At 59.3% G+C, this 21,765-nt stretch carries 22 protein-coding genes and 1 riboswitch; of the genes, 14 read left to right on the forward strand and 8 right to left on the reverse strand.

Annotated elements, in window-relative coordinates; all coding sequences use genetic code 11:
* Positions 1–21: 21 nt before the first annotated feature.
* Entirely contained in the window at positions 22–1,710 is a 1,689-nt protein-coding gene (gene hutU / locus ACMGGQ_RS04630) for a urocanate hydratase (RefSeq protein WP_420289647.1), read from the forward strand.
* On the forward strand, positions 1,707–3,227 hold the full coding sequence (gene hutH / locus ACMGGQ_RS04635; protein WP_032656312.1) for a histidine ammonia-lyase: 1,521 nt from the start codon (positions 1,707–1,709) through the stop codon (positions 3,225–3,227). Before hutU ends, hutH begins: the two co-directional genes overlap by 4 nt.
* Positions 3,228–3,310: 83 nt before the next feature.
* Here hutH and ACMGGQ_RS04640 read toward each other — a convergent pair whose 3' ends face one another.
* Together ACMGGQ_RS04640 and bioA are read right to left on the reverse strand one after the other, a co-directional pair.
* On the reverse strand, positions 3,311–3,787 hold the full coding sequence (locus ACMGGQ_RS04640) for a kinase inhibitor (RefSeq protein ID WP_420289648.1): 477 nt from the start codon (positions 3,785–3,787) through the stop codon (positions 3,311–3,313).
* A gap of 48 nt (positions 3,788–3,835) precedes the next feature.
* Positions 3,836–5,125: an adenosylmethionine--8-amino-7-oxononanoate transaminase gene (gene bioA / locus ACMGGQ_RS04645; protein ID WP_420289649.1), complete on the reverse strand. Its 1,290-nt coding sequence runs from the start codon at positions 5,123–5,125 to the stop codon at positions 3,836–3,838.
* Positions 5,126–5,211: 86 nt separating this feature from the next.
* Between bioA and bioB the strand changes: the two genes are divergently transcribed.
* The 4 genes from bioB to bioD are packed head-to-tail and all read left to right on the forward strand — an operon-like array spanning position 5,212 to position 8,839.
* A complete protein-coding gene (bioB, locus tag ACMGGQ_RS04650) occupies positions 5,212–6,252 on the forward strand; it encodes a biotin synthase BioB (protein ID WP_008501133.1) in 1,041 nt (346 codons plus the stop codon).
* Positions 6,249–7,406, forward strand: a complete 1,158-nt coding sequence (bioF, locus tag ACMGGQ_RS04655; RefSeq protein WP_420289650.1) for an 8-amino-7-oxononanoate synthase — start codon at positions 6,249–6,251, stop codon at positions 7,404–7,406. Before bioB ends, bioF begins: the two co-directional genes overlap by 4 nt.
* Entirely contained in the window at positions 7,390–8,145 is a 756-nt protein-coding gene (gene bioC / locus ACMGGQ_RS04660; RefSeq protein WP_420289651.1) for a malonyl-ACP O-methyltransferase BioC, read from the forward strand. The genes bioF and bioC overlap by 17 nt, the downstream gene beginning before the upstream one ends.
* Positions 8,138–8,839: a dethiobiotin synthase gene (gene bioD / locus ACMGGQ_RS04665; protein WP_420289652.1), complete on the forward strand. Its 702-nt coding sequence runs from the start codon at positions 8,138–8,140 to the stop codon at positions 8,837–8,839. The genes bioC and bioD overlap by 8 nt, the downstream gene beginning before the upstream one ends.
* Here bioD and ACMGGQ_RS04670 read toward each other — a convergent pair.
* On the reverse strand, positions 8,802–9,524 hold the full coding sequence (locus ACMGGQ_RS04670; RefSeq protein ID WP_104949075.1) for an ABC transporter ATP-binding protein: 723 nt from the start codon (positions 9,522–9,524) through the stop codon (positions 8,802–8,804). The genes bioD and ACMGGQ_RS04670 overlap by 38 nt on opposite strands.
* A gap of 752 nt (positions 9,525–10,276) precedes the next feature.
* Between ACMGGQ_RS04670 and uvrB the strand changes: the two genes are divergently transcribed.
* Positions 10,277–12,292: an excinuclease ABC subunit UvrB gene (gene uvrB / locus ACMGGQ_RS04675; RefSeq protein WP_045909484.1), complete on the forward strand. Its 2,016-nt coding sequence runs from the start codon at positions 10,277–10,279 to the stop codon at positions 12,290–12,292.
* Between the two features lie 72 nt (positions 12,293–12,364).
* On the opposite strand, the gene yvcK is transcribed toward uvrB, so the two are convergent.
* A complete protein-coding gene (yvcK, locus tag ACMGGQ_RS04680; protein WP_045909485.1) occupies positions 12,365–13,273 on the reverse strand; it encodes a uridine diphosphate-N-acetylglucosamine-binding protein YvcK in 909 nt (302 codons plus the stop codon).
* Between the two features lie 225 nt (positions 13,274–13,498).
* Positions 13,499–13,632: riboswitch (molybdenum cofactor riboswitch) on the forward strand.
* On the opposite strand from yvcK, the gene moaA reads away from it, so the two are divergent.
* The 6 genes from moaA to ACMGGQ_RS04710 all read left to right on the forward strand — a co-directional run bounded on the left by moaA (position 13,620) and on the right by ACMGGQ_RS04710 (position 17,099).
* Positions 13,620–14,609 (forward strand): GTP 3',8-cyclase MoaA, encoded by a 990-nt coding sequence (moaA, locus tag ACMGGQ_RS04685; protein ID WP_104949073.1) that lies wholly within the window; start codon positions 13,620–13,622, stop codon positions 14,607–14,609. It overlaps the preceding riboswitch by 13 nt.
* Before the next feature lie 24 nt (positions 14,610–14,633).
* Complete coding sequence (gene moaB, locus ACMGGQ_RS04690) at positions 14,634–15,146, forward strand: molybdenum cofactor biosynthesis protein B (protein ID WP_045403780.1); 513 nt, start codon at positions 14,634–14,636, stop codon at positions 15,144–15,146.
* 3 nt (positions 15,147–15,149) lie between these two features.
* Complete coding sequence (gene moaC / locus ACMGGQ_RS04695; protein ID WP_420289653.1) at positions 15,150–15,635, forward strand: cyclic pyranopterin monophosphate synthase MoaC; 486 nt, start codon at positions 15,150–15,152, stop codon at positions 15,633–15,635.
* Positions 15,628–15,873 (forward strand): molybdopterin synthase sulfur carrier subunit, encoded by a 246-nt coding sequence (gene moaD / locus ACMGGQ_RS04700; protein ID WP_420289654.1) that lies wholly within the window; start codon positions 15,628–15,630, stop codon positions 15,871–15,873. Before moaC ends, moaD begins: the two co-directional genes overlap by 8 nt.
* A 1-nt stretch (position 15,874) precedes the next feature.
* Entirely contained in the window at positions 15,875–16,327 is a 453-nt protein-coding gene (gene moaE, locus ACMGGQ_RS04705) for a molybdopterin synthase catalytic subunit MoaE (protein ID WP_420289655.1), read from the forward strand.
* 64 nt (positions 16,328–16,391) lie between these two features.
* On the forward strand, positions 16,392–17,099 hold the full coding sequence (locus ACMGGQ_RS04710) for a Bax inhibitor-1 family protein (protein ID WP_069719576.1): 708 nt from the start codon (positions 16,392–16,394) through the stop codon (positions 17,097–17,099).
* A gap of 89 nt (positions 17,100–17,188) precedes the next feature.
* Here the strand turns inward: ACMGGQ_RS04710 and ACMGGQ_RS04715 are convergent, their stop codons facing one another.
* Genes ACMGGQ_RS04715 through ACMGGQ_RS04725 form a run of 3 tightly spaced genes read right to left on the reverse strand, consistent with a single transcriptional unit; the run spans position 17,189 to position 20,147 of the window.
* The gene (locus ACMGGQ_RS04715) at positions 17,189–18,151 is read right to left on the reverse strand and encodes a lysylphosphatidylglycerol synthase domain-containing protein (protein WP_063621219.1); all 963 of its coding nucleotides are present in this window, start codon (positions 18,149–18,151) and stop codon (positions 17,189–17,191) included.
* A complete protein-coding gene (clsB, locus tag ACMGGQ_RS04720) occupies positions 18,151–19,389 on the reverse strand; it encodes a cardiolipin synthase ClsB (protein WP_045909491.1) in 1,239 nt (412 codons plus the stop codon). The genes ACMGGQ_RS04715 and clsB overlap by 1 nt, the downstream gene beginning before the upstream one ends.
* Complete coding sequence (locus ACMGGQ_RS04725; RefSeq protein ID WP_048222143.1) at positions 19,386–20,147, reverse strand: endonuclease/exonuclease/phosphatase family protein; 762 nt, start codon at positions 20,145–20,147, stop codon at positions 19,386–19,388. The genes clsB and ACMGGQ_RS04725 overlap by 4 nt, the downstream gene beginning before the upstream one ends.
* A 133-nt stretch (positions 20,148–20,280) precedes the next feature.
* On the opposite strand from ACMGGQ_RS04725, the gene ACMGGQ_RS04730 reads away from it, so the two are divergent.
* The gene (locus tag ACMGGQ_RS04730) at positions 20,281–20,691 is read left to right on the forward strand and encodes a YbhQ family protein (protein WP_023334980.1); all 411 of its coding nucleotides are present in this window, start codon (positions 20,281–20,283) and stop codon (positions 20,689–20,691) included.
* Here the strand turns inward: ACMGGQ_RS04730 and ACMGGQ_RS04735 are convergent.
* Entirely contained in the window at positions 20,653–21,759 is a 1,107-nt protein-coding gene (locus ACMGGQ_RS04735) for an ABC transporter permease (RefSeq protein WP_045909494.1), read from the reverse strand. The genes ACMGGQ_RS04730 and ACMGGQ_RS04735 overlap by 39 nt on opposite strands.
* Positions 21,760–21,765 lie beyond the last annotated feature (6 nt).

Here is a 21,765-nt window from a genome sequence, read left to right on the forward strand (position 1 = left end):
TGTCCCGTATAGGAGCACACAATGTCGTCAGGTAAATACCGCCAGCAGGACGTCCGCGCCGCGCGCGGCACCACCCTTACCGCCAAAAGCTGGCTCACCGAAGCCCCGCTGCGCATGTTGATGAACAACCTCGATCCTGAGGTGGCGGAAAACCCCCACGAGCTGGTGGTTTACGGCGGCATAGGCCGCGCCGCGCGCAACTGGGAATGCTATGACGCAATTGTAAAATCCCTGACCGAACTCGAACACGACGAAACCCTGCTGGTGCAGTCCGGCAAGCCGGTGGGCGTGTTTAAAACGCACAAAAACGCCCCGCGCGTGCTGATCGCCAACTCTAACCTCGTGCCGCACTGGGCAACGTGGGAACACTTCAACGAACTGGACGCGAAAGGGCTGGCGATGTATGGCCAGATGACCGCCGGGAGCTGGATCTACATCGGTAGCCAGGGGATCGTGCAGGGCACCTATGAGACCTTCGTGGAGGCCGGTCGCCAGCACTACAACGGCTCGCTGAAAGGCCGCTGGGTATTGACCGCCGGTCTGGGCGGCATGGGCGGCGCGCAGCCGCTGGCTGCCACGCTGGCCGGCGCGTGTTCGCTGAACATTGAGTGCCAGCAGAGCCGCATTGATTTCCGACTGCGCACCCGTTACGTCGATGAACAGGCCGAGAATCTCGATGACGCGCTGGCGCGCATCAAAAAATACACGTCTGAAGGCAAAGCGGTGTCGATTGCCCTGTGCGGCAACGCGGCAGATATTCTTCCTGAACTCGTCGCCCGCGGCGTGCGCCCGGATCTGGTCACCGACCAGACCAGCGCCCATGACCCGCTGCACGGTTACCTGCCAAAAGGCTGGACGTGGGAAGAATATCAGCAAAAAGCGGAGACCGACCCGGAAGGTACGGTGCTTGCCGCGAAACGCTCCATGGCCGAGCACGTCTCCGCGATGCTGGCCTTCAGCCAGATGGGTATTCCGACCTTTGATTACGGCAACAACATTCGCCAGATGGCGAAAGAGATGGGCGTGAATAACGCCTTCGACTTCCCCGGCTTCGTTCCGGCCTATATCCGTCCGCTGTTCTGCCGCGGCATCGGTCCGTTCCGCTGGGTTGCCCTGTCCGGTGACCCGGAAGATATCTACAAAACCGACGCCAAAGTGAAGGAGATCGTCGCCGACGACGAACACCTGCACCACTGGCTGGACATGGCCCGCGAGCGCATTAACTTCCAGGGCCTGCCAGCGCGTATCTGCTGGGTAGGGCTGGAGTGGCGTCAAAAACTCGGCCTAGCCTTTAACGAAATGGTGCGCAGCGGTGAAGTTTCCGCGCCGATCGTCATTGGCCGCGACCACCTGGACTCCGGCTCCGTTGCCAGCCCGAACCGAGAAACGGAAGCCATGCGCGACGGCTCGGATGCGGTGTCCGACTGGCCGTTGCTGAATGCCCTGCTGAATACCGCCAGCGGCGCGACCTGGGTGTCGCTGCACCACGGCGGCGGCGTGGGGATGGGCTTCTCCCAGCATTCCGGGATGGTTATTGTCTGTGACGGAACGGATGAAGCCGCCGCGCGTATCGCTCGCGTGCTCCACAATGACCCGGCAACCGGCGTGATGCGTCACGCGGATGCGGGTTACGAGATTGCCATTGACTGTGCCAAAGAGCAGGGCCTTAACCTGCCGATGATCCCTGCCACAAAAGGAAAGCATGAATGAACGCATTAACCCTCACTCCCGGCTCACTGACGCTCAAACAGCTGCGTAACGTATGGCGTCAGCCGGTCACCCTTTCGCTGGATGAAAGCGCCCACGCCGCCATTAACGACAGCGTGGCCTGCGTTGAAGCCATCGTTGCCGAAGGGCGCACGGCTTACGGGATTAATACCGGCTTTGGCCTGCTGGCGCAGACCCGCATCGCGACGCACGATCTGGAAAACCTGCAGCGTTCGCTGGTGCTGTCGCACGCGGCGGGCGTCGGCCAGCCGCTTGACGATGAGATTGTCCGTCTGATGATGGTGCTCAAAATCAACAGCCTGGCGCGCGGTTTCTCCGGCATCCGCCTGAGCGTGATCCAGGCGCTGATGGCGCTGGTTAATGCGGAGGTCTATCCGTGGATCCCGGCGAAGGGCTCCGTCGGGGCCTCCGGCGATCTCGCGCCGCTGGCGCACATGTCGCTGCTGCTGCTGGGTGAAGGCAAAGCGCGCTGGCAGGGCGAGTGGCTTCCGGCGAAAGAGGCGCTGAAAAAGGCTGGCTTAACGCCGATCACGCTGGCGGCGAAAGAGGGGCTGGCGCTGCTGAACGGTACCCAGGCGTCGACCGCCTTCGCGCTGCGCGGCCTGTTTGAAGCGGAAGATCTGTTTGCCTCGGCGGTGGTGTGCGGTGCGCTGACCACCGAAGCGGTGCTGGGCTCGCGTCGCCCGTTCGATGCCCGCATCCACGAGGTGCGCGGTCAGCGCGGGCAGATCGATGCTGCCGCGATGTACCGTCACGTGCTTACCGACACCAGCGAGATCGCGGATTCACACCACAACTGTGAAAAGGTGCAGGATCCGTATTCCCTGCGCTGCCAGCCGCAGGTGATGGGCGCGTGCCTGACGCAACTGCGCCAGGCGGCGGAGGTGCTGCTGGTGGAGGCCAACGCGGTGTCCGATAACCCGCTGGTGTTCGCTCAGGAAAACGAGGTGGTCTCCGGCGGTAACTTCCACGCCGAGCCTGTGGCAATGGCGGCGGATAATATCGCCCTGGCGATTGCCGAAGTCGGCGCGTTGTCCGAGCGCCGCATCGCGCTGATGATGGATAAACACATGTCCCAGTTGCCACCGTTCCTGGTGCGTAACGGCGGGGTCAACTCGGGCTTTATGATTGCTCAGGTGACGGCCGCAGCGCTGGCAAGCGAGAACAAGGCGCTGTCGCATCCGCACAGCGTGGACAGCCTGCCAACCTCGGCGAATCAGGAAGATCACGTTTCGATGGCACCGGCTGCCGGGCGTCGTCTCTGGGAAATGGCCTCCAACACCCGCGGTGTGCTGGCGGTGGAATGGTTGGCGGCAAGTCAGGGTATCGATCTGCGTGAGGGGCTCAAATCCAGCCCGCTGCTGGAGCAGGCGCGTCAGGTGCTGCGCGAGCACGTCACCCATTACGACGACGACCGCTTCTTTGCCCCGGATATTGATAAGGCGATGCAGCTTCTGGAAGAAGGGCGCCTTGTAGGACTGCTGCCTTCAGTGCTGTGATTTTTGCCCGGTGGCGCTGCGCTTACCGGGCCTACGAGTGCGAAGTGTAGGCCGGGTAAGGCGTAGCCGCCACCCGGCTTTTTTTACGAATACATCGCCGTAATCGACGCGCTGCCAAGCGTATGGAAATGCACGTTAAACCCGACCATTGCGCCGCTCGCGCCTTCATCGACCTCAATCTTCTCCACATCCAGCGCGTGCACCGTGAAGATATAGCGGTGGGTTTCCCCTTTTGGTGGCGCCGCGCCGCCGTAGCCCGCTTTACCGAAGTCAGTACGCGTCTGAATGGCACCTTCAGGCAGGGCAACCAGGTCTGAACCGGAACCCTGCGGTAGTACGCGCGTGTCGGCAGGGAGGTTCGCCACAATCCAGTGCCACCAGCCGGAGCCAGTTGGCGCATCCGGGTCGTAGCAGGTCACGACAAAGCTTTTGGTGCCTGCCGGAACCTCGTCCCACGCCAGGTGCGGGGAGATATTGTCTCCCTGATACCCCATGCCGTTAAAAACGTGACGTTCCGGCAGTTTTTCACCGTCGCACAGATCTTTACTGATGATTTTCATACGGTTTACCCTCGTTGATCGCTCGTTCAGCAAGTGTAATGCATAGGGTTAAATCGTGAAATGCGCGGGAATGTTAACGGCTGTTACGACCGCGTCGGTTAATTTACGCAGCTGCTCCGGCGTAATGCTGTACGGCGGCATCAGGTAGATAAGCTTGCCGAAAGGCCGTACCCACACGCCTTGATCCACGAAGAAACGCTGCAACGCCGCCATATTCACCGGATGGGTGGTTTCAATCACCCCGATGGCGCCCAGCACGCGCACATCCGCCACGAAATTCGCCCCCGAGGCGGCGCTCAGCTCCGCTTTCAGCTGCGCTTCAATCGCCGCAACCTGCGTCTGCCACTCGCCGCTCGCCAGAATCGCCAGGCTTTCACTCGCCACGGCGCAGGCCAGCGGGTTACCCATAAACGTCGGGCCGTGCATAAAGCAGCCGGCTTCACCGTCGCTGATGGTGTCGGCCACCTGGCGGGTCGTGAGCGTGGCGGAGAGCGTCATGGTGCCGCCCGTCAGCGCTTTGCCGAGGCACAGAATATCCGGGGCGATACCCGCATGTTCGCAGGCAAACAGCTTGCCGGTGCGGCCAAAGCCGGTGGCGATCTCATCGGCAATCAGCAGAATGCCCTCGCGGTCGCACATCCTGCGAATACGCCTCAACCATTCCGGATGGTACATCCGCATTCCGCCCGCGCCCTGCACGATCGGTTCAAGAATGACGGCAGCAATCTCGTGACGATGTGCTGCCATCAGCCGCGCGAAGCCGACCATGTCCATCTCGTTCCACTCGCCGTCGAAGCGGCTCTGCGGCGCAGGGGCGAACAGGTTTTCCGGCAGATACCCCTTCCACAGGCTGTGCATGGAGTTATCCGGATCGCACACCGACATCGCTCCGAAGGTATCCCCGTGATAGCCGTTGCGGAAGGTGAGGAAACGCTGGCGCGTTTCGCCTTTAGCGTGCCAGTACTGCAGCGCCATTTTCATCGCCACTTCCACCGCCACGGAGCCGGAATCCGCCAGGAAGACGCACTCCAGCGATGCAGGCGTCATCGCCACCAGACGGCGGCATAAATCCACCGCGGGCTGATGGGTGATCCCGCCAAACATCACGTGCGACATCTGGTCAATCTGGGCCTTCATCGCCGCATTCAGGCGCGGGTGGTTGTACCCATGAATCGCCGCCCACCAGGAGGACATCCCGTCAACGAGCCGCTCGCCGCTGGCGAGGTGCAGCTCGCAGCCGTGGGCGGAGGCCACCGGATAAACGGGAAGGGGGCGGGTCGTGGAGGTGTAAGGGTGCCAGATATGCTGCTTGTCGAAGGCGAGATCGTCCTGGGTCATAATCGACTTGTAAACCATTTTGAAAAGTTTTAGGTTTACGAGTATAAACCGAACCGAAAATTAACAAAACCCTTTGGAGAAGCCCGATGGCTCACCACGCACGCTGGACGATGTCGCAAGTTACTGAATTATTCAACAAACCTTTCCTTGAGCTGATGTTCGAAGCCCAACAGGTGCATCGTCAGCACTTCGATCCCCGCCATGTTCAGGTCAGCACGCTGCTGTCGATCAAGACCGGCGCCTGCCCTGAAGACTGCAAATATTGCCCGCAGAGCGCGCGCTACAAAACCGGTCTGGAGTCAGAGCGCCTGATGGAAGTGGAGCAGGTCCTCGACTCCGCGCGCAAGGCGAAAAACGCTGGCTCAACCCGCTTCTGCATGGGCGCGGCGTGGAAGAACCCGCACGATCGCGACATGCCGTATCTGGAGCAGATGGTGAAGGGCGTGAAGGAGATGGGCCTCGAAGCCTGCATGACCCTCGGTACGCTCAACGAAGAGCAGGCGCAGCGCCTCTCGGCCGCGGGGCTGGATTACTACAACCACAACCTCGACACCTCGCCGGAATTTTACGGCAATATCATCACCACGCGTACCTACCAGGAGCGTCTGGATACGCTGGATAAAGTGCGTGACGCGGGGATCAAGGTCTGTTCCGGCGGCATCGTGGGCTTAGGCGAAACGGTGAAAGACCGCGCGGGCCTGCTGCTGCAACTGGCGAACCTGCCGACCCCGCCGGAAAGCGTGCCGATCAACATGCTGGTGAAGGTCAAGGGCACGCCGCTGGCGGATAACGAGGACGTGGATGCGTTTGATTTTATCCGCACCATCGCGGTGGCGCGTATCATGATGCCAACGTCTTACGTTCGCCTCTCAGCGGGCCGCGAGCAGATGAACGAGCAGACCCAGGCGATGTGCTTTATGGCCGGTGCCAACTCCATCTTCTACGGCTGCAAGCTGCTGACCACGCCTAACCCGGAAGAGGACAAAGACGTTCAGCTGTTCCGCAAGCTGGGGCTGAACCCGCATCAAACCGAAGTGCTGACGGGCGATAACGAGCAACAGCAGCAGCTGGAGCAGCAGATTTTCAACGCCGACACCGACCAGTTCTACAACGCGGCAGCCGTATGACCTGGCAGGCACGTATCAACTCTGCGCTCGACGACCGTCGGGCGACAGAGGCATTTCGCGTTCGCAGGGTGGTGGAAAACGGTGCGGGTCGTTTTCTTACCCGTGAAGGCCAGCGGTTCTGCAATTTCTCCAGCAACGACTATCTCGGGCTGAGCCAGCATCCGGCCATTATCCGCGCCTGGCAGCAGGGCGCGGAGCGGTTTGGCGTGGGCAGCGGCGGATCGGGACACGTCAGTGGATACACCACGGCGCATCAGGCGCTGGAAGAGGAACTGGCTGACTGGCTCGGCTACCCGCGCGCGCTGCTGTTTATCTCCGGCTTTGCCGCCAACCAGGCGGTCATCACGGCCTTGATGGGGAAGGCGGACCGCATTATCGCCGACCGCCTGAGCCACGCCTCCCTGCTGGAGGCGGCAAATTTAAGCCCTGCGCAGCTGCGGCGTTTTGCCCATAACGATGCGGGACAGCTTGCTGCGCTGCTGGATAAACCCTGCGACGGACAACAGCTGGCGGTCACTGAAGGGGTGTTCAGCATGGACGGCGACAGCGCGCCGCTTGCCGCGCTGCACGAGGCCGCAAAGCGACAGCATGCCTGGCTGCTGGTCGACGATGCCCACGGCACTGGCGTGATGGGCGACGAAGGGCGCGGGAGCGCGTATCAGCAAAACGTGAAGCCGGAACTGCTGATTGTCACCTTCGGCAAAGGCTTTGGCGTTAGCGGTGCCGCCGTGCTGTGCAGCGAATCCGTCGCCGACTATCTGCTGCAGTTTGCCCGACACCTGATTTACAGCACCAGCATGCCTCCGGCGCAGGCCGTGGCGCTGTCAGCGTCGCTGGCGGTGATACGCAGCGCGGAAGGGGATGAGCGTCGCCAGCGGCTGGCAGAGCATATCGCCCGCTTCCGTCAGGGACTCGCGGCGCTGCCCTTCCGCAGCACCGATTCGCAGAGCGCTATCCAGCCGGTGATTGTCGGTGAAAATGCCCGCGCGCTGGCCCTGGCACAGGCGCTGCGCCAGCGCGGCATGTGGGTGACCGCCATTCGCCCGCCAACAGTACCACCGGGCACGGCACGGCTGCGCTTAACCCTGACGGCGGCGCATGAACGACAGGACATTGAGACGTTGCTGGAGGCGCTCCATGATGCCGGTGAATAAGCAGGCCATCGCTGCCGCATTTGGCCGCGCCGCGCAGAGCTATTCGCAGCATGATGAGCTGCAGCGTCTGAGCGCGCAGGGGCTTCTGGCCGCCCTTGGCGAGAACGGTTTTCCACAGGTGCTGGACGCCGGGTGTGGTCCCGGCAGCAACAGCCGCTACTGGCGCGGGGCAGGAAGCCAGGTGACGGCTATCGATCTCTCAGCCCAGATGCTGGAAGAGGCGCGCCAGCGGCAGGCGGCAGATCGTTATCTGCTGGCCGATATCGAGGCGATCCCGCTGGCAGATGCGCAGTATGATCTGGTCTGGAGCCATCTGGCGGTTCAGTGGTGCAGCAGCCTGCCGCAGGCCTTGCGCGAGCTTTATCGCGTGGCGCGACCGGGCGGGAAGGTGGCGTTTACCACCCTGCTGGAAAGTTCGCTGCCGGAGCTGAATCAGGCCTGGAAAGCGGTGGATGAACAGCCGCACGCTAACCGGTTTTTATCGCATGAGCAGGTGACGCAGGCGCTGGCAGGCTGGCGCGCTCGCAGCGTGGTGCAGACCATCACGCTCAATTTTAGCGATGCGTTCAGCGCCATGCGTTCGCTGAAGGGCATAGGCGCCACGCACCTGCATACCGGACGCGAGAAAAAACCGCTCACCCGCGGTCAGCTGCAGCGCCTTGAGCTGGCCTGGCCGCAGCAGCGGGGTCAATTCCCGCTCTCCTATCAACTTTTTCATGGGATTATCGAACGTGACTGAACGTTATTTTGTCACCGGCACGGACACAGAAGTGGGCAAAACGGTGGCCAGCTCGGCGCTGCTGCAGGCGGCACGGCTGCTCGGGAAAAACACCGCCGGGTATAAGCCCGTGGCGTCCGGCAGCGAGATGACGGCGGAAGGGTTACGCAACACCGACGCGCTGGCGCTTCAGCGTAACAGCACGCGTGAACTCGCCTATTCCGCGGTGAATCCGTACACCTTTGCCGAGCCGACCTCGCCGCACATTATCAGCGCCGATGAAGGTCGTCCGATTGATTTCGCCGTGCTGTCTGCCGGACTGCGGACGCTGGAAAATCAGGCCGACTGGGTGCTGGTGGAAGGGGCTGGCGGCTGGTTTACGCCGCTTTCGGACACGCAGACGTTTGCTGACTGGGTGCAGGCCGAGCAGCTTCCGGTCATTCTTGTCGTCGGCGTCAAGCTGGGCTGCATCAATCACGCCATGTTGACGGCGCAGGCCATACAGCAGGCCGGGCTGCGTCTGGCGGGCTGGATAGCCAACGACGTGGTTGCGCCGGGTAAACGACACCTGGAGTATCTGGCGACGCTCAGGCGCGTCCTGCCCGCGCCGTGCCTCGGGGAGATTCCCTGGCTGGCTGACGGCGCGGAAAATGCCGAAACCGGACGTTATCTCGATCTCAGCGTTTTGCTTCACGCGACATCCAGTGAGCGATAAGCTCATCATCCAGTTCGTTAACGTGGCCCTGCGCCACGTTACGCCCGCGATAGAGCATACAGAAACGGTCCGCCACCCGGCGGATAAACGACAGCTGCTGCTCCGCTAACAGCACCGTCATTCCCAGCTCCCGGTTTAATCGCCCCAGCAGCTGCACCAGCTTCTGGGCAACGCTGTGCCCCGCGCCGTGCAGGGGTTCATCCAGGATCAGCAGGTGAGGGCGGTTTACCAGCGCATTAGCCAGCGCCAGCTGATACTGGTCGTCCGGAGAGAGCGTGTTGGCGCGGGTTTGCCGCACCCCATAGAGCGCCGGAAACAGGTCGTAAACGTCATTTTTCGCCTCCGGGTTAGGTTTCCCCGTCGCCCGCATGGCGATATGCAGGTTCTCCTCAATCGTTAGCTGAGAGAAGATCCGCCTGTCCTGCGAGACATAGCCAATCCCCGGCCCGGAGCGCTGTTCTGACGGCGGGTGGAGCAAATCACGCGGGGGCGCGCCCGCCTCATACCAGATGATGCTGCCGCTTTCGACGGGCACTTTCCCGGCGATGCAATTCATGAGGGTGGTTTTCCCCATGCCCGGCAGACCAACGACGCCTGTACACATCCCTTGCGGAAAATCTAAATCCACATTCCATAGCGTATGTTGACTTCCGTAAAACTGATTCACTGCACGCAGACTCAACATCTTTCTCTCCTTAAAAATATGTGTAGGTGTGGCTCGTGGATGAATCTGCAAAACCCCTGCCATAAAGCGGAAAGTGGTTAAAAAAGCGACTTTTTTAGGAATAAGTCACAGAAGCGCGGCGGATAAAAACCGGGCTTGCACATCGACGGTGCTGGCGGTGGTGAGTTGTGGTGCAGAGCCCGAAAAGGTGAAAATGTGAGCAAGATCGCATCGGTTGGTTATGAATGACGCAACTGTTAATCAGCAAAAAATAGCTATAAAAATTTTTTGCCGCCGTCTCGTGGGAAAATCCGGGAATTTGCGGAGCGCCAGTCTGTATGGGCTGGAAGCAGTTATCCACTATTCCTGTGGATAACCATGTGCATTAGAGTTAGAAAACACGCGATAAGCGAGAGAAGACGCGGCTTACGCCCAAATTGACGCGAAACGCGGCTTTAGAAAATATCGTTTAGTTTTTAATTGCTTAGATAAAAGCAATTCCCGTCATGAAAGTGTCACCGGTTGCCACAAAACTATCATTACCTGGCTTGACAAATGTTAAAAAAGAAAAAGTTCTGGGGATAACCTGACCTGACTGGTGTTTTATGTTGTCACAGTCCAAATTTTGGTCGCTATCGCGCTAATCATTCAGGCGCTACTCTAAATATCCTGACATGCTACTGGTTTTTCATCCAGTGTTTTTTACTGGCATTCCTGGCAACAAGGAGTAAAATTACTCACCTGCCGCTTATAACGTCATCAGGTTGTCGCCCATGAGTAAACCGTTCAAATTGAATTCTGCTTTCCGTCCATCTGGCGATCAGCCTGAGGCGATCCGTCGTCTGGAAGAGGGACTGGAGGATGGGCTGGCGCACCAGACGCTGCTGGGGGTCACCGGCTCGGGTAAAACATTTACCATTGCCAACGTGATTGCGGATCTCCAGCGCCCAACGATGGTGCTGGCGCCCAATAAAACCCTGGCGGCGCAGCTTTACGGCGAGATGAAAGAGTTCTTCCCGGAAAACGCGGTAGAGTATTTCGTCTCCTACTACGATTACTACCAGCCTGAAGCCTATGTGCCGAGCTCTGACACCTTCATTGAGAAAGATGCCTCTGTGAACGAACACATCGAGCAGATGCGACTGTCGGCCACAAAGGCGCTTCTGGAGCGTCGCGATGTGATCGTCGTCGCCTCGGTTTCCGCGATCTACGGTCTGGGCGATCCGGATCTCTATCTCAAGATGATGTTGCACCTGACGCAGGGGATGATCATTGACCAGCGCGCGATTTTGCGTCGCCTGGCGGAGCTGCAGTACACCCGCAACGACCAGGCCTTCCAGCGCGGCACCTTCCGCGTGCGCGGTGAAGTGATCGACATCTTCCCGGCAGAATCGGACGATATGGCGCTGCGCGTCGAGTTGTTTGACGAGGAGGTCGAACGCCTGTCACTCTTCGACCCGCTGACCGGACACGTTGAGTCGGTGATCCAGCGCTTCACCATCTACCCGAAAACGCACTACGTGACGCCGCGCGAGCGTATCGTGCAGGCGATGGAAGAGATCAAAGTGGAGCTGGCCGAGCGCCGTAAGGTGCTGCTGGCGAACAATAAGCTGCTGGAAGAGCAGCGCCTCAGCCAGCGTACCCAGTTCGACCTGGAGATGATGAACGAGCTGGGCTACTGCTCCGGCATTGAAAACTACTCCCGCTTCCTCTCCGGGCGCGGGCCGGGCGAGCCGCCGCCGACGCTGTTTGATTACCTTCCGGCCGACGGTTTGCTGGTGATCGACGAATCCCACGTCACGATCCCGCAGATCGGCGGGATGTACCGTGGCGACCGGGCGCGTAAGGAGACGCTGGTGGAGTACGGATTCCGCCTGCCGTCAGCGCTGGATAACCGTCCGATGAAGTTTGAAGAGTTTGAGGCGCTGGCGCCGCAAACCATCTACGTCTCGGCCACGCCGGGCAACTATGAGCTGGAAAAATCGGGCGATGAGGTGGTTGACCAGGTGGTGCGTCCGACCGGGCTGCTGGATCCGGTTATCGAGGTGCGTCCGGTGGCCACGCAGGTGGACGACCTGCTCTCTGAGATCCGCGCCCGTTCCGCCATCAACGAGCGCGTGCTGGTGACCACGCTCACCAAGCGTATGGCGGAAGACCTGACCGAGTATCTTGAAGAGCACGGCGAGAAGGTGCGTTATCTGCACTCGGATATCGATACCGTGGAGCGCATGGAGATTATCCGCGACCTGCGTCTGGGCGAGTTTGACGTGCTGGTAGGGATTAACCTGCTGCGAGAAGGTCTCGATATGCCGGAGGTCTCGCTGGTGGCGATTCTGGATGCGGACAAAGAGGGCTTCCTGCGTTCCGAGCGTTCGCTGATTCAGACCATTGGCCGCGCCGCGCGTAACGTCAACGGTAAAGCGATTCTGTACGGTGACAAAATTACCCCGTCGATGGCGAAAGCGATTGGTGAGACGGAGCGCCGCCGTGAGAAACAGCAGCGCTACAACGAAGAACACGGCATTACCCCGCAGGGGCTGAACAAGAAGGTGGTGGATATTCTGGCGCTGGGTCAGAACATCGCCAAAACCAAAGCGAAAGGCCGCGGCAAGGCGCGTTCAGTGGTGGAAGAAGATACCGTCGTGCTGACGCCAAAAGCGCTGCAGCAGAAAATCCACGAGCTGGAAGGGCAGATGATGCAGCACGCGCAGAACCTGGAGTTCGAAGAGGCGGCGCAGATCCGCGACCAGCTTCATCAGCTGCGGGATCTGTTTATCGCGGCATCGTGAGTAAAGCGTTGTTTTCTCCCTCTCCCCGTGGGAGAGGGCCGGGGTGAGGGCATCAGGCCGCACAAAACGAATCTAACCCAGCGCCTGAATCGCCTTCTCCAGCGCCTCGCGCAGCAGATGGCGGTCGTGGCGATACTTGATGTCTGAGGCCTCCAGCGGCTCCTGCACCACCAGACGATCGCCGATACCGGATACATCCACCTTCGGCCCCACCACCACGCCGTCAATGATCTTCTTACCGACGTAATGCTCCATCAAATTGAGTTTATCCGACAGCGACAGGCTTGCGGCTGCCGGGCTCAGTTCACGCCCGAGGTTACCGATGTAAACCATTGGCGCAGGGGTGCGACGCAGCGCCTGCGCCAGCTCTTTCACCAGCAGGATAGGCATCAGGCTGGTGTAAAAGCTGCCCGGGCCGATCAGAATTAAATCCGCGTCGCCAATTGCTTCTACGGCTTCACGCGTCGCCGGCACGCTCGGGTAAGTCATCAGCTCTTTGGGAGGCAGCAGAAGCTGGTCAATATTCACCTCGCCATAAACTTCATGCCCTTCGGCGTCGATAGCCATCAAGTCAACCGGTTGTTCAGACATGGGGATCAGGAATGCGTCCACTTTGAGCAGATTACGGATCAGATTGATGGCTTCGAGAGGCCTTACGCTCAGGTGATCCAGCGCCTTTAACATCAGATTTCCGAGGTTATGTCCGGAAAGTTCGCCATTGCCGCCAAAACGGTACTCAAACATCGCCGACGCGACGCTCGGCTCGGTAATTAACTGGTTCAGGCAGTTGCGCATATCGCCCCAGGCAATGCCGCCTTCGGCACGTCTGATCCGCCCGGTTGAGCCGCCGTTGTCGGTGGTGGTCACTATCCCTGTCAGCCTTGAGCCGAGTGACGACAATGAGGACATGACGCGGCCCAGGCCGTGGCCTCCGCCAAGAGCGACCACTCGGTCAAGATCCGCAAAAGTGCGATTGCGCATACGTATTCCTTATCACGTTCGATCGCGTAACAGTAACCTAACTACCCCTAAAAGACGATGCCTCACCCGATGCAAAATGACGTATATCAATGTGAAAGTGCGATTTTTAGGTATTCTGTAGCGAAAATGGGCGAATGATTCGCTATATACGTAATTATATAGCGAAAAGCGACAATGGCGCTGTCCGAATTTCCGCGCTACTATCGCCCTAACCACGTTTTCAACATTGAAAACATACACTCTAGCCCTTGTGCCTGTGTCGAAAGATATGGCGCTCTGGCCGTGGCGAATTTGCCACCAGGGTACAGAAAGAAATGACTGTGCCTCCCGATCTGGAAAGGTGTACATGGCTTCACAACTTACTGATGCTTTCGCGCGTAAGTTTTATTACTTACGTCTGTCGATTACCGATGTGTGCAATTTCCGTTGCACCTACTGCCTGCCCGACGGCTACAAACCGGGCAGCGTCACCAATAACGGCTTTCTCTCCGTGGATGAAGTGCGCCGCGTCACGCGCGCCTTCTCTGAACTCGGCACCGAAAAAGTGCGCCTTACCGGCGGTGAACCCTCGCTGCGCCGCGATTTCCCCGACATCATTGCCGCCGTGCGTGAAAACGAACGTATCCGCCAGATTGCGGTGACGACCAATGGCTACCGTATGGCCCGCGACGTGGCCACCTGGCGCGATGCGGGCTTAACCGCCATCAACGTCAGCGTGGACAGTCTGGACGCCCGCCAGTTCCATGCCATTACCGGCCAGGATAAATTCCAGCAGGTCATGGACGGTATCGATGCAGCATTTGCGGCCGGCTTCGAAAAAGTCAAAGTCAACACGGTGCTGATGCGTGATGTAAACCATCACCAGCTCGATACCTTCCTGGCGTGGATCAAATCCCGTCCCATTCAGCTGCGTTTTATTGAGTTGATGGAAACCGGCGAGGGCAGCGAGCTGTTCCGCCGCCATCACATCTCCGGCATGGTGCTGCGCGACGAGCTGCTAAAACGCGGCTGGATCCACCAGATCCGCCAGCGCAGCGACGGTCCGGCACAGGTCTTCTGCCATCCTGATTATGAAGGCGAGATCGGGCTTATCATGCCTTACGAGAAAGACTTCTGTGCCAGCTGCAACCGCCTGCGCGTCTCTTCCGTGGGCAAACTCCATCTCTGCCTGTTCGGCGACGGCGGCGTGGACCTTCGCGATCTGCTGGAAGACGATGCGCAGCAGGACGCGCTTGAAGCGCGCATTTCTGAAGCACTGACGCATAAAAAACAGACCCACTTCCTGCATCAGGGCAATACCGGCATTACTCAGAACCTGTCTTACATCGGCGGGTAACCAGTCTTAAGAAGGAATCAGAAGATGAGTCAGGTCAGCGCAGAATTTATCCCGACACGCATTGCGATCCTTACCGTTTCCGACCGTCGTGGCGAAGAGGATGATACCTCCGGTCACTGGCTGCGCGAGGCGGCCCATGACGCGGGGCATAACATTGTTGATAAAGCGATCGTGAAGGAGAACCGCTACGCCATTCGCGCGCAGGTCTCGCAGTGGATCGCCAGTGATGAGGTGCAGGTGGTGCTGATCACCGGCGGCACCGGCTTTACCGCGGGCGATCAGGCGCCTGAAGCGCTGCTCCCGCTGTTTGACCGCGAGGTGGAAGGCTTCGGCGAGGTGTTCCGCATGCTCTCCTTTGAAGAGATTGGCACCTCCACGCTGCAGTCGCGCGCCGTTGCCGGGGTGGCGAACAAAACCCTGATTTTCGCCATGCCGGGCTCGACGAAAGCCTGCCGCACCGCGTGGGAAAACATCATCGCCCCGCAGCTGGATGCCCGTACCCGTCCGTGTAATTTCCATCCCCATTTAAAGAAATAAGCTATGTCACAACTGACCCACATTAACGCCGCTGGCGAAGCGCATATGGTTGACGTCTCCGCCAAAGCGGAAACGGTGCGCGAGGCGCGCGCCGAAGCGTTCGTCACCATGCTGCCAGAAACGCTGGCGATGATTATCGACGGCAGCCATCACAAGGGTGATGTCTTTGCGACCGCGCGCATCGCGGGTATTCAGTCCGCCAAGCGCACCTGGGATCTCATCCCGCTGTGCCACCCGCTGATGCTGAGCAAGGTGGAGGTGAACCTGCAGGCCCAGCCGGAGCACAATCGCGTGCGGATTGAATCGCTGTGCCGCTTAACCGGTAAAACCGGCGTGGAGATGGAGGCGCTGACGGCGGCCTCCGTTGCCGCGCTGACCATCTACGACATGTGCAAAGCGGTGCAGAAAGATATGGTGATTGGCCCGGTTCGCCTGCTGGCAAAAAGCGGCGGCAAATCCGGTGATTTTAAGGTGGACAGCCATGATTAAGGTGCTCTTTTTTGCGCAGGTGCGCGAGCTGGTAAATACCGACAGCCTGACGCTGGATGCCTCTTTTGAAAACGTTGCGGCCCTGCGCGCGCATCTGGCGGCACAGAGCGACCGCTGGGCGCTGGCGCTGGACAAAGGCAAGCTGCTGGCCGCCGTTAACCAGACGCTGGTGGAGCTTACCCATCCGCTGAAGGCCGGGGATGAAGTGGCCTTCTTCCCGCCAGTCACAGGGGGCTAAGATGTCTGAAACCCGCATTCTGGTGAGCCCCGAGCGATTTAACGTGGGGACCGAATACAGCTGGCTGGCGGAACGCGATGAAGACGGCGCGGTCGTGACCTTTACCGGCAAGGTGCGCAACCACAACCTTGGTGACAGCGTGAAGGCGCTGACGCTGGAGCATTATCCCGGCATGACGGAAAAATCGCTGGCGGAGATTGTGGACGAGGCGCGGGACCGCTGGCCGCTCGGGCGCGTCACGGTGATTCACCGCATCGGCGAGATGTGGCCCGGCGAGGAGATTGTCTTTGTCGGGGTGACCAGCGCCCACCGCGGCAGCGCGTTTGCCGCAGGGGAGTTCATTATGGATTTCCTCAAAACCAAAGCGCCGTTCTGGAAGCGCGAAGCCACGCCGGAAGGCGATCGCTGGGTAGAATCTCGCGATAGCGATAAACAGGCCGCCAGCCGTTGGTAGTCGGTTTACGTGGATGTGTTACTCTTAACGAGTGTGTCTACTTAATCTTAATCAGGAGTGAATCATGGACCGATTTCCGCGTTCCGATTCAATAGTACAGCAGACCCGTAGCGGCCTGCAGACGTATATGGCTCAGGTGTACGGCTGGATGACGGTTGGCCTGCTGCTTACCGCGTTTATCGCGTGGTATGCGGCGAATACGCCGGAGCTGATGATGTTTATCTTCTCCAGCAAAATCACCTTCTTTGGGCTGATCATCGCGCAGCTGGCGCTGGTGTTTGTGCTTTCGGGTCTGGTGCACAAGCTGAGTGCCGGCATGGCAACGACCCTGTTTATGCTCTATTCGGCGCTAACGGGGCTGACGCTTTCCAGCATCTTTATCGTTTACACCTACTCATCCATCGCCAGCACCTTCGTGGTCACCGGCGGGATGTTTGGTGCGATGAGCCTGTACGGTTACACCACGAAGCGCGATCTGAGCGGCTTCGGCAGCATGCTGTTTATGGGGCTGATTGGGATTGTGCTGGCGTCACTGGTGAACCTGTGGCTGAAGAGCGAAGCGCTGATGTGGGCCGTGACCTATATCGGGGTGGTGCTCTTTGTCGGGTTGACGGCTTATGACACGCAGAAGCTGAAAAACATCGGCGAGCAGATCGACGTGCGCGACAGTTCAAACCTGCGCAAATATTCGATTCTGGGCGCGCTGACGCTCTATCTGGACTTCATCAACCTGTTCCTGATGCTGCTGCGAATTCTTGGCAACCGTCGTTAAGATTGCTTTGCCGGGTGGCGGTTTCGCCTTACCCGGCCTACGAAGCGCGAACCGTAGGTCGGGTAAGGCGAAGCCGCCACCCGACTTATTCACTTCGCTAGCATCCTCTCATTCTTCGCCCGCAGCTTTTTCGCCCGACTTTCCAGCACCAGATAGCAGATCGTTGCCAGCGCCAGCGGCAGGAAGTAATACAGCATGCGGTACGCCAGCAGGGCGGCGATAATCGTTCCCTGAGAAACATGCTCCCCGGCCAGCAGGGCAATAAACACCGCCTCCAGCACGCCGATCCCCGCCGGAATATGCACAATCACCCCGGCAATACTGCTCACCAGCAGCACGCCCAGCACGAAGAAGTAGTTTACGTCCTCGCCGATCAGCAGCCAGATGATGGCTCCCATCGCCATCCAGTTGGCGCTGGAAACCGCCATCTGCAGCACCGCAAACTTCCACGAGGGCAGGACCAGCTTTTGCCCTTTAATGGTCATATGACGGCGTCTGGCAAATGCGCAGGCCCACAGATAAACGGCGATAATCAGCAGCAGTACGATGCCCAGAATCCGCAGCGTGGCCTCATCGATATACCAGTGCGCGGGCAACTGCACCACGCCGATGGTGAAGATCACCCCGCCGAGCAGAATATAGCCCAGCCAGTTGGTGGTAATGCTCAGGGAAAAAATGCGCGTGATGGTCCCGCCCGGCAGGCCGAGCCGCGAGTAGAGGCGATAGCGCATGCCAATCCCCCCGACCCAGGTGCTCAGCGTCAGGTTAAAGGCGTAGCAGATAAACGACACCAGCATTACCTGACGTTTGGCCAGCTTGTGGCCGCAGTAGGCCCGACCCAGCAGATCATAGCAGCCGTACATCAGGTAGCTTACGATAACCAGCCCCGTCGCGCCCAGCAGCACCATCCGGTTATAGTTGCGGATGACTTTCCACACCTCTTCCCAGTCCACTTTCTGCGCGTAGACTACCAGCAACACCGCGACGGCAATAAAGAATACCCAGGTGAGGATCTTTTTTGCCAGACGCCAGCGTGGATGCGATTTCGACATCAGGGTTTGCCTCCGTCTTCCGCTTCTATGCGGTCCTGGGTTTCCATTTCGGGTTGTACCGGCGGGTCCACCTGCGCCAGCTTCGGCGTATGCGCCGGCAGCCAGCCGACCATCGCCGGGAAATGCCGCAGGAAGTGGAACACCACCACGCTGATGCCCAGGTTCCACCAGGTGCGTTTGGGAACCATGGACTCATCCACGCGCACGCAGTCGTTAACGATCAACGCCTGCAGGTTATCCCGCAGGGTCTGGTTAAACTGGCGGTCGTGAATGATCAGGTTGGCTTCAAGGTTAAGCGACAGGCTCAGCGGATCGAGGTTGCTGGAGCCCACGGTGGCCCAGTGATCGTCCATCAGCGCGACTTTGCCGTGCAGCGGCCGACGGCGGTATTCGTAGATCTGGACGCCGCCCTTCACCAGGTAGTTATACAGCAGCCGCGCCCCGACTTTGACGATCGGCATATCCGGCTCGCCCTGCACGATCAGCTTCACGCGCACGCCGCGTCTTGCAGCATTTCGCATGGCATGCAGCAGGCGATAGCCCGGGAAGAAGTAGGCGTTGGCGATGATCACTTCGCGCTTGGCGTTGGCCAGCATTTTAAGATAGTGGCGTTCAATGTCATCCCGGTGCTCGCCGTTGTCGCGCCAGACGAAAAGCGCCTGCGCTTCACCGGGCTTCCGGTTCTCTTCCGGGCGATGGCGGCGTCGCCACCAGCGGCGAACGGCCTCTTTCCCCGGCAGGTTCTCCAGCTCAAACAGCAAGATATCCTGCACTACCGGGCCTTCAATGCGAATGGCGTAATCCTGCTTTGCTTCCGGGCCGTAGTCGGACATATGCTCAGCGGAGTAGTTAATGCCGCCGACAAACGCCACCGTCTCATCCACCACCACAATTTTGCGGTGCATCCGGCGGAAAAGGTTGGTACGCATGCCGAACAGGCGAGGGCCGGGATCGTAGTAGCGGAACACCACCCCCGCGGCGGTCAGTTCATTGACGAACGCATCGCTGAGGTCCGGCGAGCCGTAGCCATCCAGCAGCACTTCAATTTTGACGCCGCGCTGGGCGGCACGCAGCAACACGCTGTGCAGCTGCTTGCCGACGTTGTCTTCGAACCAGATAAAGGTTTCGAGGATCACCTTCTGCTGGGCGTGATCAATCGCCTTAAACACGGCCGGGTAATACTCGTCCCCGTTGACCAGCAGCGTGATCCGGTTGCCTTCCTGCCAGGAACATTTCATAGGTGGATCTCCGCGCTGAGCGGGGCATGGTCGGAAAGATGCCGCCAGTTAAGGAGCGCCAGGGCGGTCGGGCTGCTGGCATGGGCATTTTTTACGTAGATGCGGTCAAGCCGCAGCAGCGGGAAACGGACCGGGAACGTGCGCGCAGGCCTGCCGTTCGCCCGGGTGAAAATTTCCTCCAGTCCGGCCTCCACCTTCAGGGGGTGGTTTGCCCGCTGGCGCCAGTCGTTGAAATCGCCTGCCACGACAACAGGTTCACCGTCAGGCAGCGCGTTGGCCCATTCGGCCAGCATTTTCAGCTGCGCCTGACGATGGGCTTCGCGCAGGCCCAGGTGAACGCAGCCGACGTGGATGGGCAGTTCAAGGTCTGGCGGGGTAATGCGGCAGTAAAGCAGGCCGCGTTTTTCGCTCTCCCCGACGGAAACGTCGCGGTTTTCGTAATGTTCAATGGGGTAGCGGGACAGCACCGCGTTGCCGTGATGCCCTTCCGGATAGACCGCGTTGCGGCCGTAGGCATAATCACTCCACATGGTGTCGGCCAGAAATTCATAGTGCGGCGTGTCGGGCCAGTTCTCAAAGTGAAGCGGATGCACTTCGTGTGCGCCCATCACCTCCTGCAGGCAGACAATATCCGCGCTGACGGTGCGCACCGCGTCGCGCAGCTCCGGTAAAATGAAGCGGCGGTTAAATGCTGTGAAGCCTTTATGAATGTTTATCGTCAGCACTTTAAGCGAGAAATGCTGCATTTTTTTCGTCATAAGCTCCTTCCTGAGTGACTATCCCAATGAAAATAAAGTGTAGTCGGCGTCACAAAAAGATGCGGCGTTACGGAATTTTCCGTAAAGTGCGGTAGTCTGATTAAGCAGAGAAAAATCCTTCAGGAGAGAAGCCATGAAGTGGCAACAACGTGTTCGTGTCGCAACTGGCCTGAGTTGCTGGCAGATAATGTTGCATTTACTGGTCGTGGCCGTACTGGTGATGGGCTGGATGAGCGGCACGCTGGTGCGTGTTGGCCTGGGGCTATGCGTCCTTTACGGCGTCACCGTGCTGTCGATGCTGTTCTTACAGCGCCACCATGAAGCGCGCTGGCGTGAGGTGGGTGATGTGCTCGAAGAGCTCACCACCACCTGGTACTTTGGTGCAGCGATGATCGTCCTGTGGCTGCTGTCACGCGTCCTGCAAAACAACCTGCTGCTGGCTCTGGCGGGTCTGGCTATCCTCGCAGGGCCTGCGGTGGTCTCGTTGCTGACCAAAGAGAAAAAGCTACGCGATGTTGCGTCTAAACATCGCGTACGCCACTGAGCCCGTCGTGGCCGCGATGACCAGTAGCGGCCACAAACTTCCCCAGACAATATCCAGACTCGCATCCTTCAGATAGATCTGCTTGGTGATATCCGTAAAGTGTCGTATCGGGTTTATCCACGTCAGATCCTGGAGCCACACCGGCATATTCTCGACGGGTGAGACGTACCCCGAGAGCAGGATCGCGGGCATCATAAAGACGAATACCCCGATAAACGCCTGCTGCTGCGTCGAGCAGAGTGCGGAAATCAGCAGCCCAAACCCCACCAGCGACAGCCCGTAAATCACCATCGTGAAGTAAAACAGCGCCAGCGATCCGGCGAACGGGATCTGGTAGGCCCAAATTCCCACCCCCAGCACGATGGTGGCCTGGAAGGTCGCGACAATCAGCGCCGGCACCGCTTTGCCGACGAAAATTTGCCAGGTGGCGAGCGGGGAGACCAGCAGCTGATCCAGCGTGCCCTGTTCGCGCTCGCGGGCGACGGAGAGAGAGGTCACAATCATCACCCCGATGGTGGTGATCATGGCGATCAGCGACGGCACCACAAACCACTTGTAGTCCAGATTCGGGTTATACCAGTTGCGCACCACCAGTTCGCTGTTGTTGGGCTTCGGTTTGCCGTCCATCAGCTCCTGCTGGTAATCCTTCACGACCTGCTGCAGATAGTTGGCCGCGATCTGGGCGCTGTTGGAGTTGCGTCCGTCGAGGATCAGCTGCAGCGGCGCGGTCTGGAAGGTATCCAGATTACGGGAAAAATCCGCCGGGAACCGCACCAGCAGCAGCGCTTTTTGCGTGTCGATGGTAGGCTGGATCTCCTGCGGGCTTTTCAGCAGCAGGATGTGGGTAAAGGCTTTCGCACGCGCAAAGCGCTGCGTTAGCTCGACGGCGTGTTTGCCGTTGTCTTCGTTGTAAATGGCGATGGTGGCGTTGGTCACCTCCAGCGTGGCGGCAAACGGGAACAGTAAAACCTGGATCAGCACCGGCAACACCAGAATGGCGCGGGTTTGCGGCTCGCGCAGCAGGGATTGCAGCTCTTTGCGTATTAACGTCCATAAACGGTGAAACATGCGCGC

It is taken from the genome of Enterobacter sp. BNK-13, assembly GCF_048685015.1.
Classification (GTDB): domain Bacteria; phylum Pseudomonadota; class Gammaproteobacteria; order Enterobacterales; family Enterobacteriaceae; genus Enterobacter; species Enterobacter quasiroggenkampii.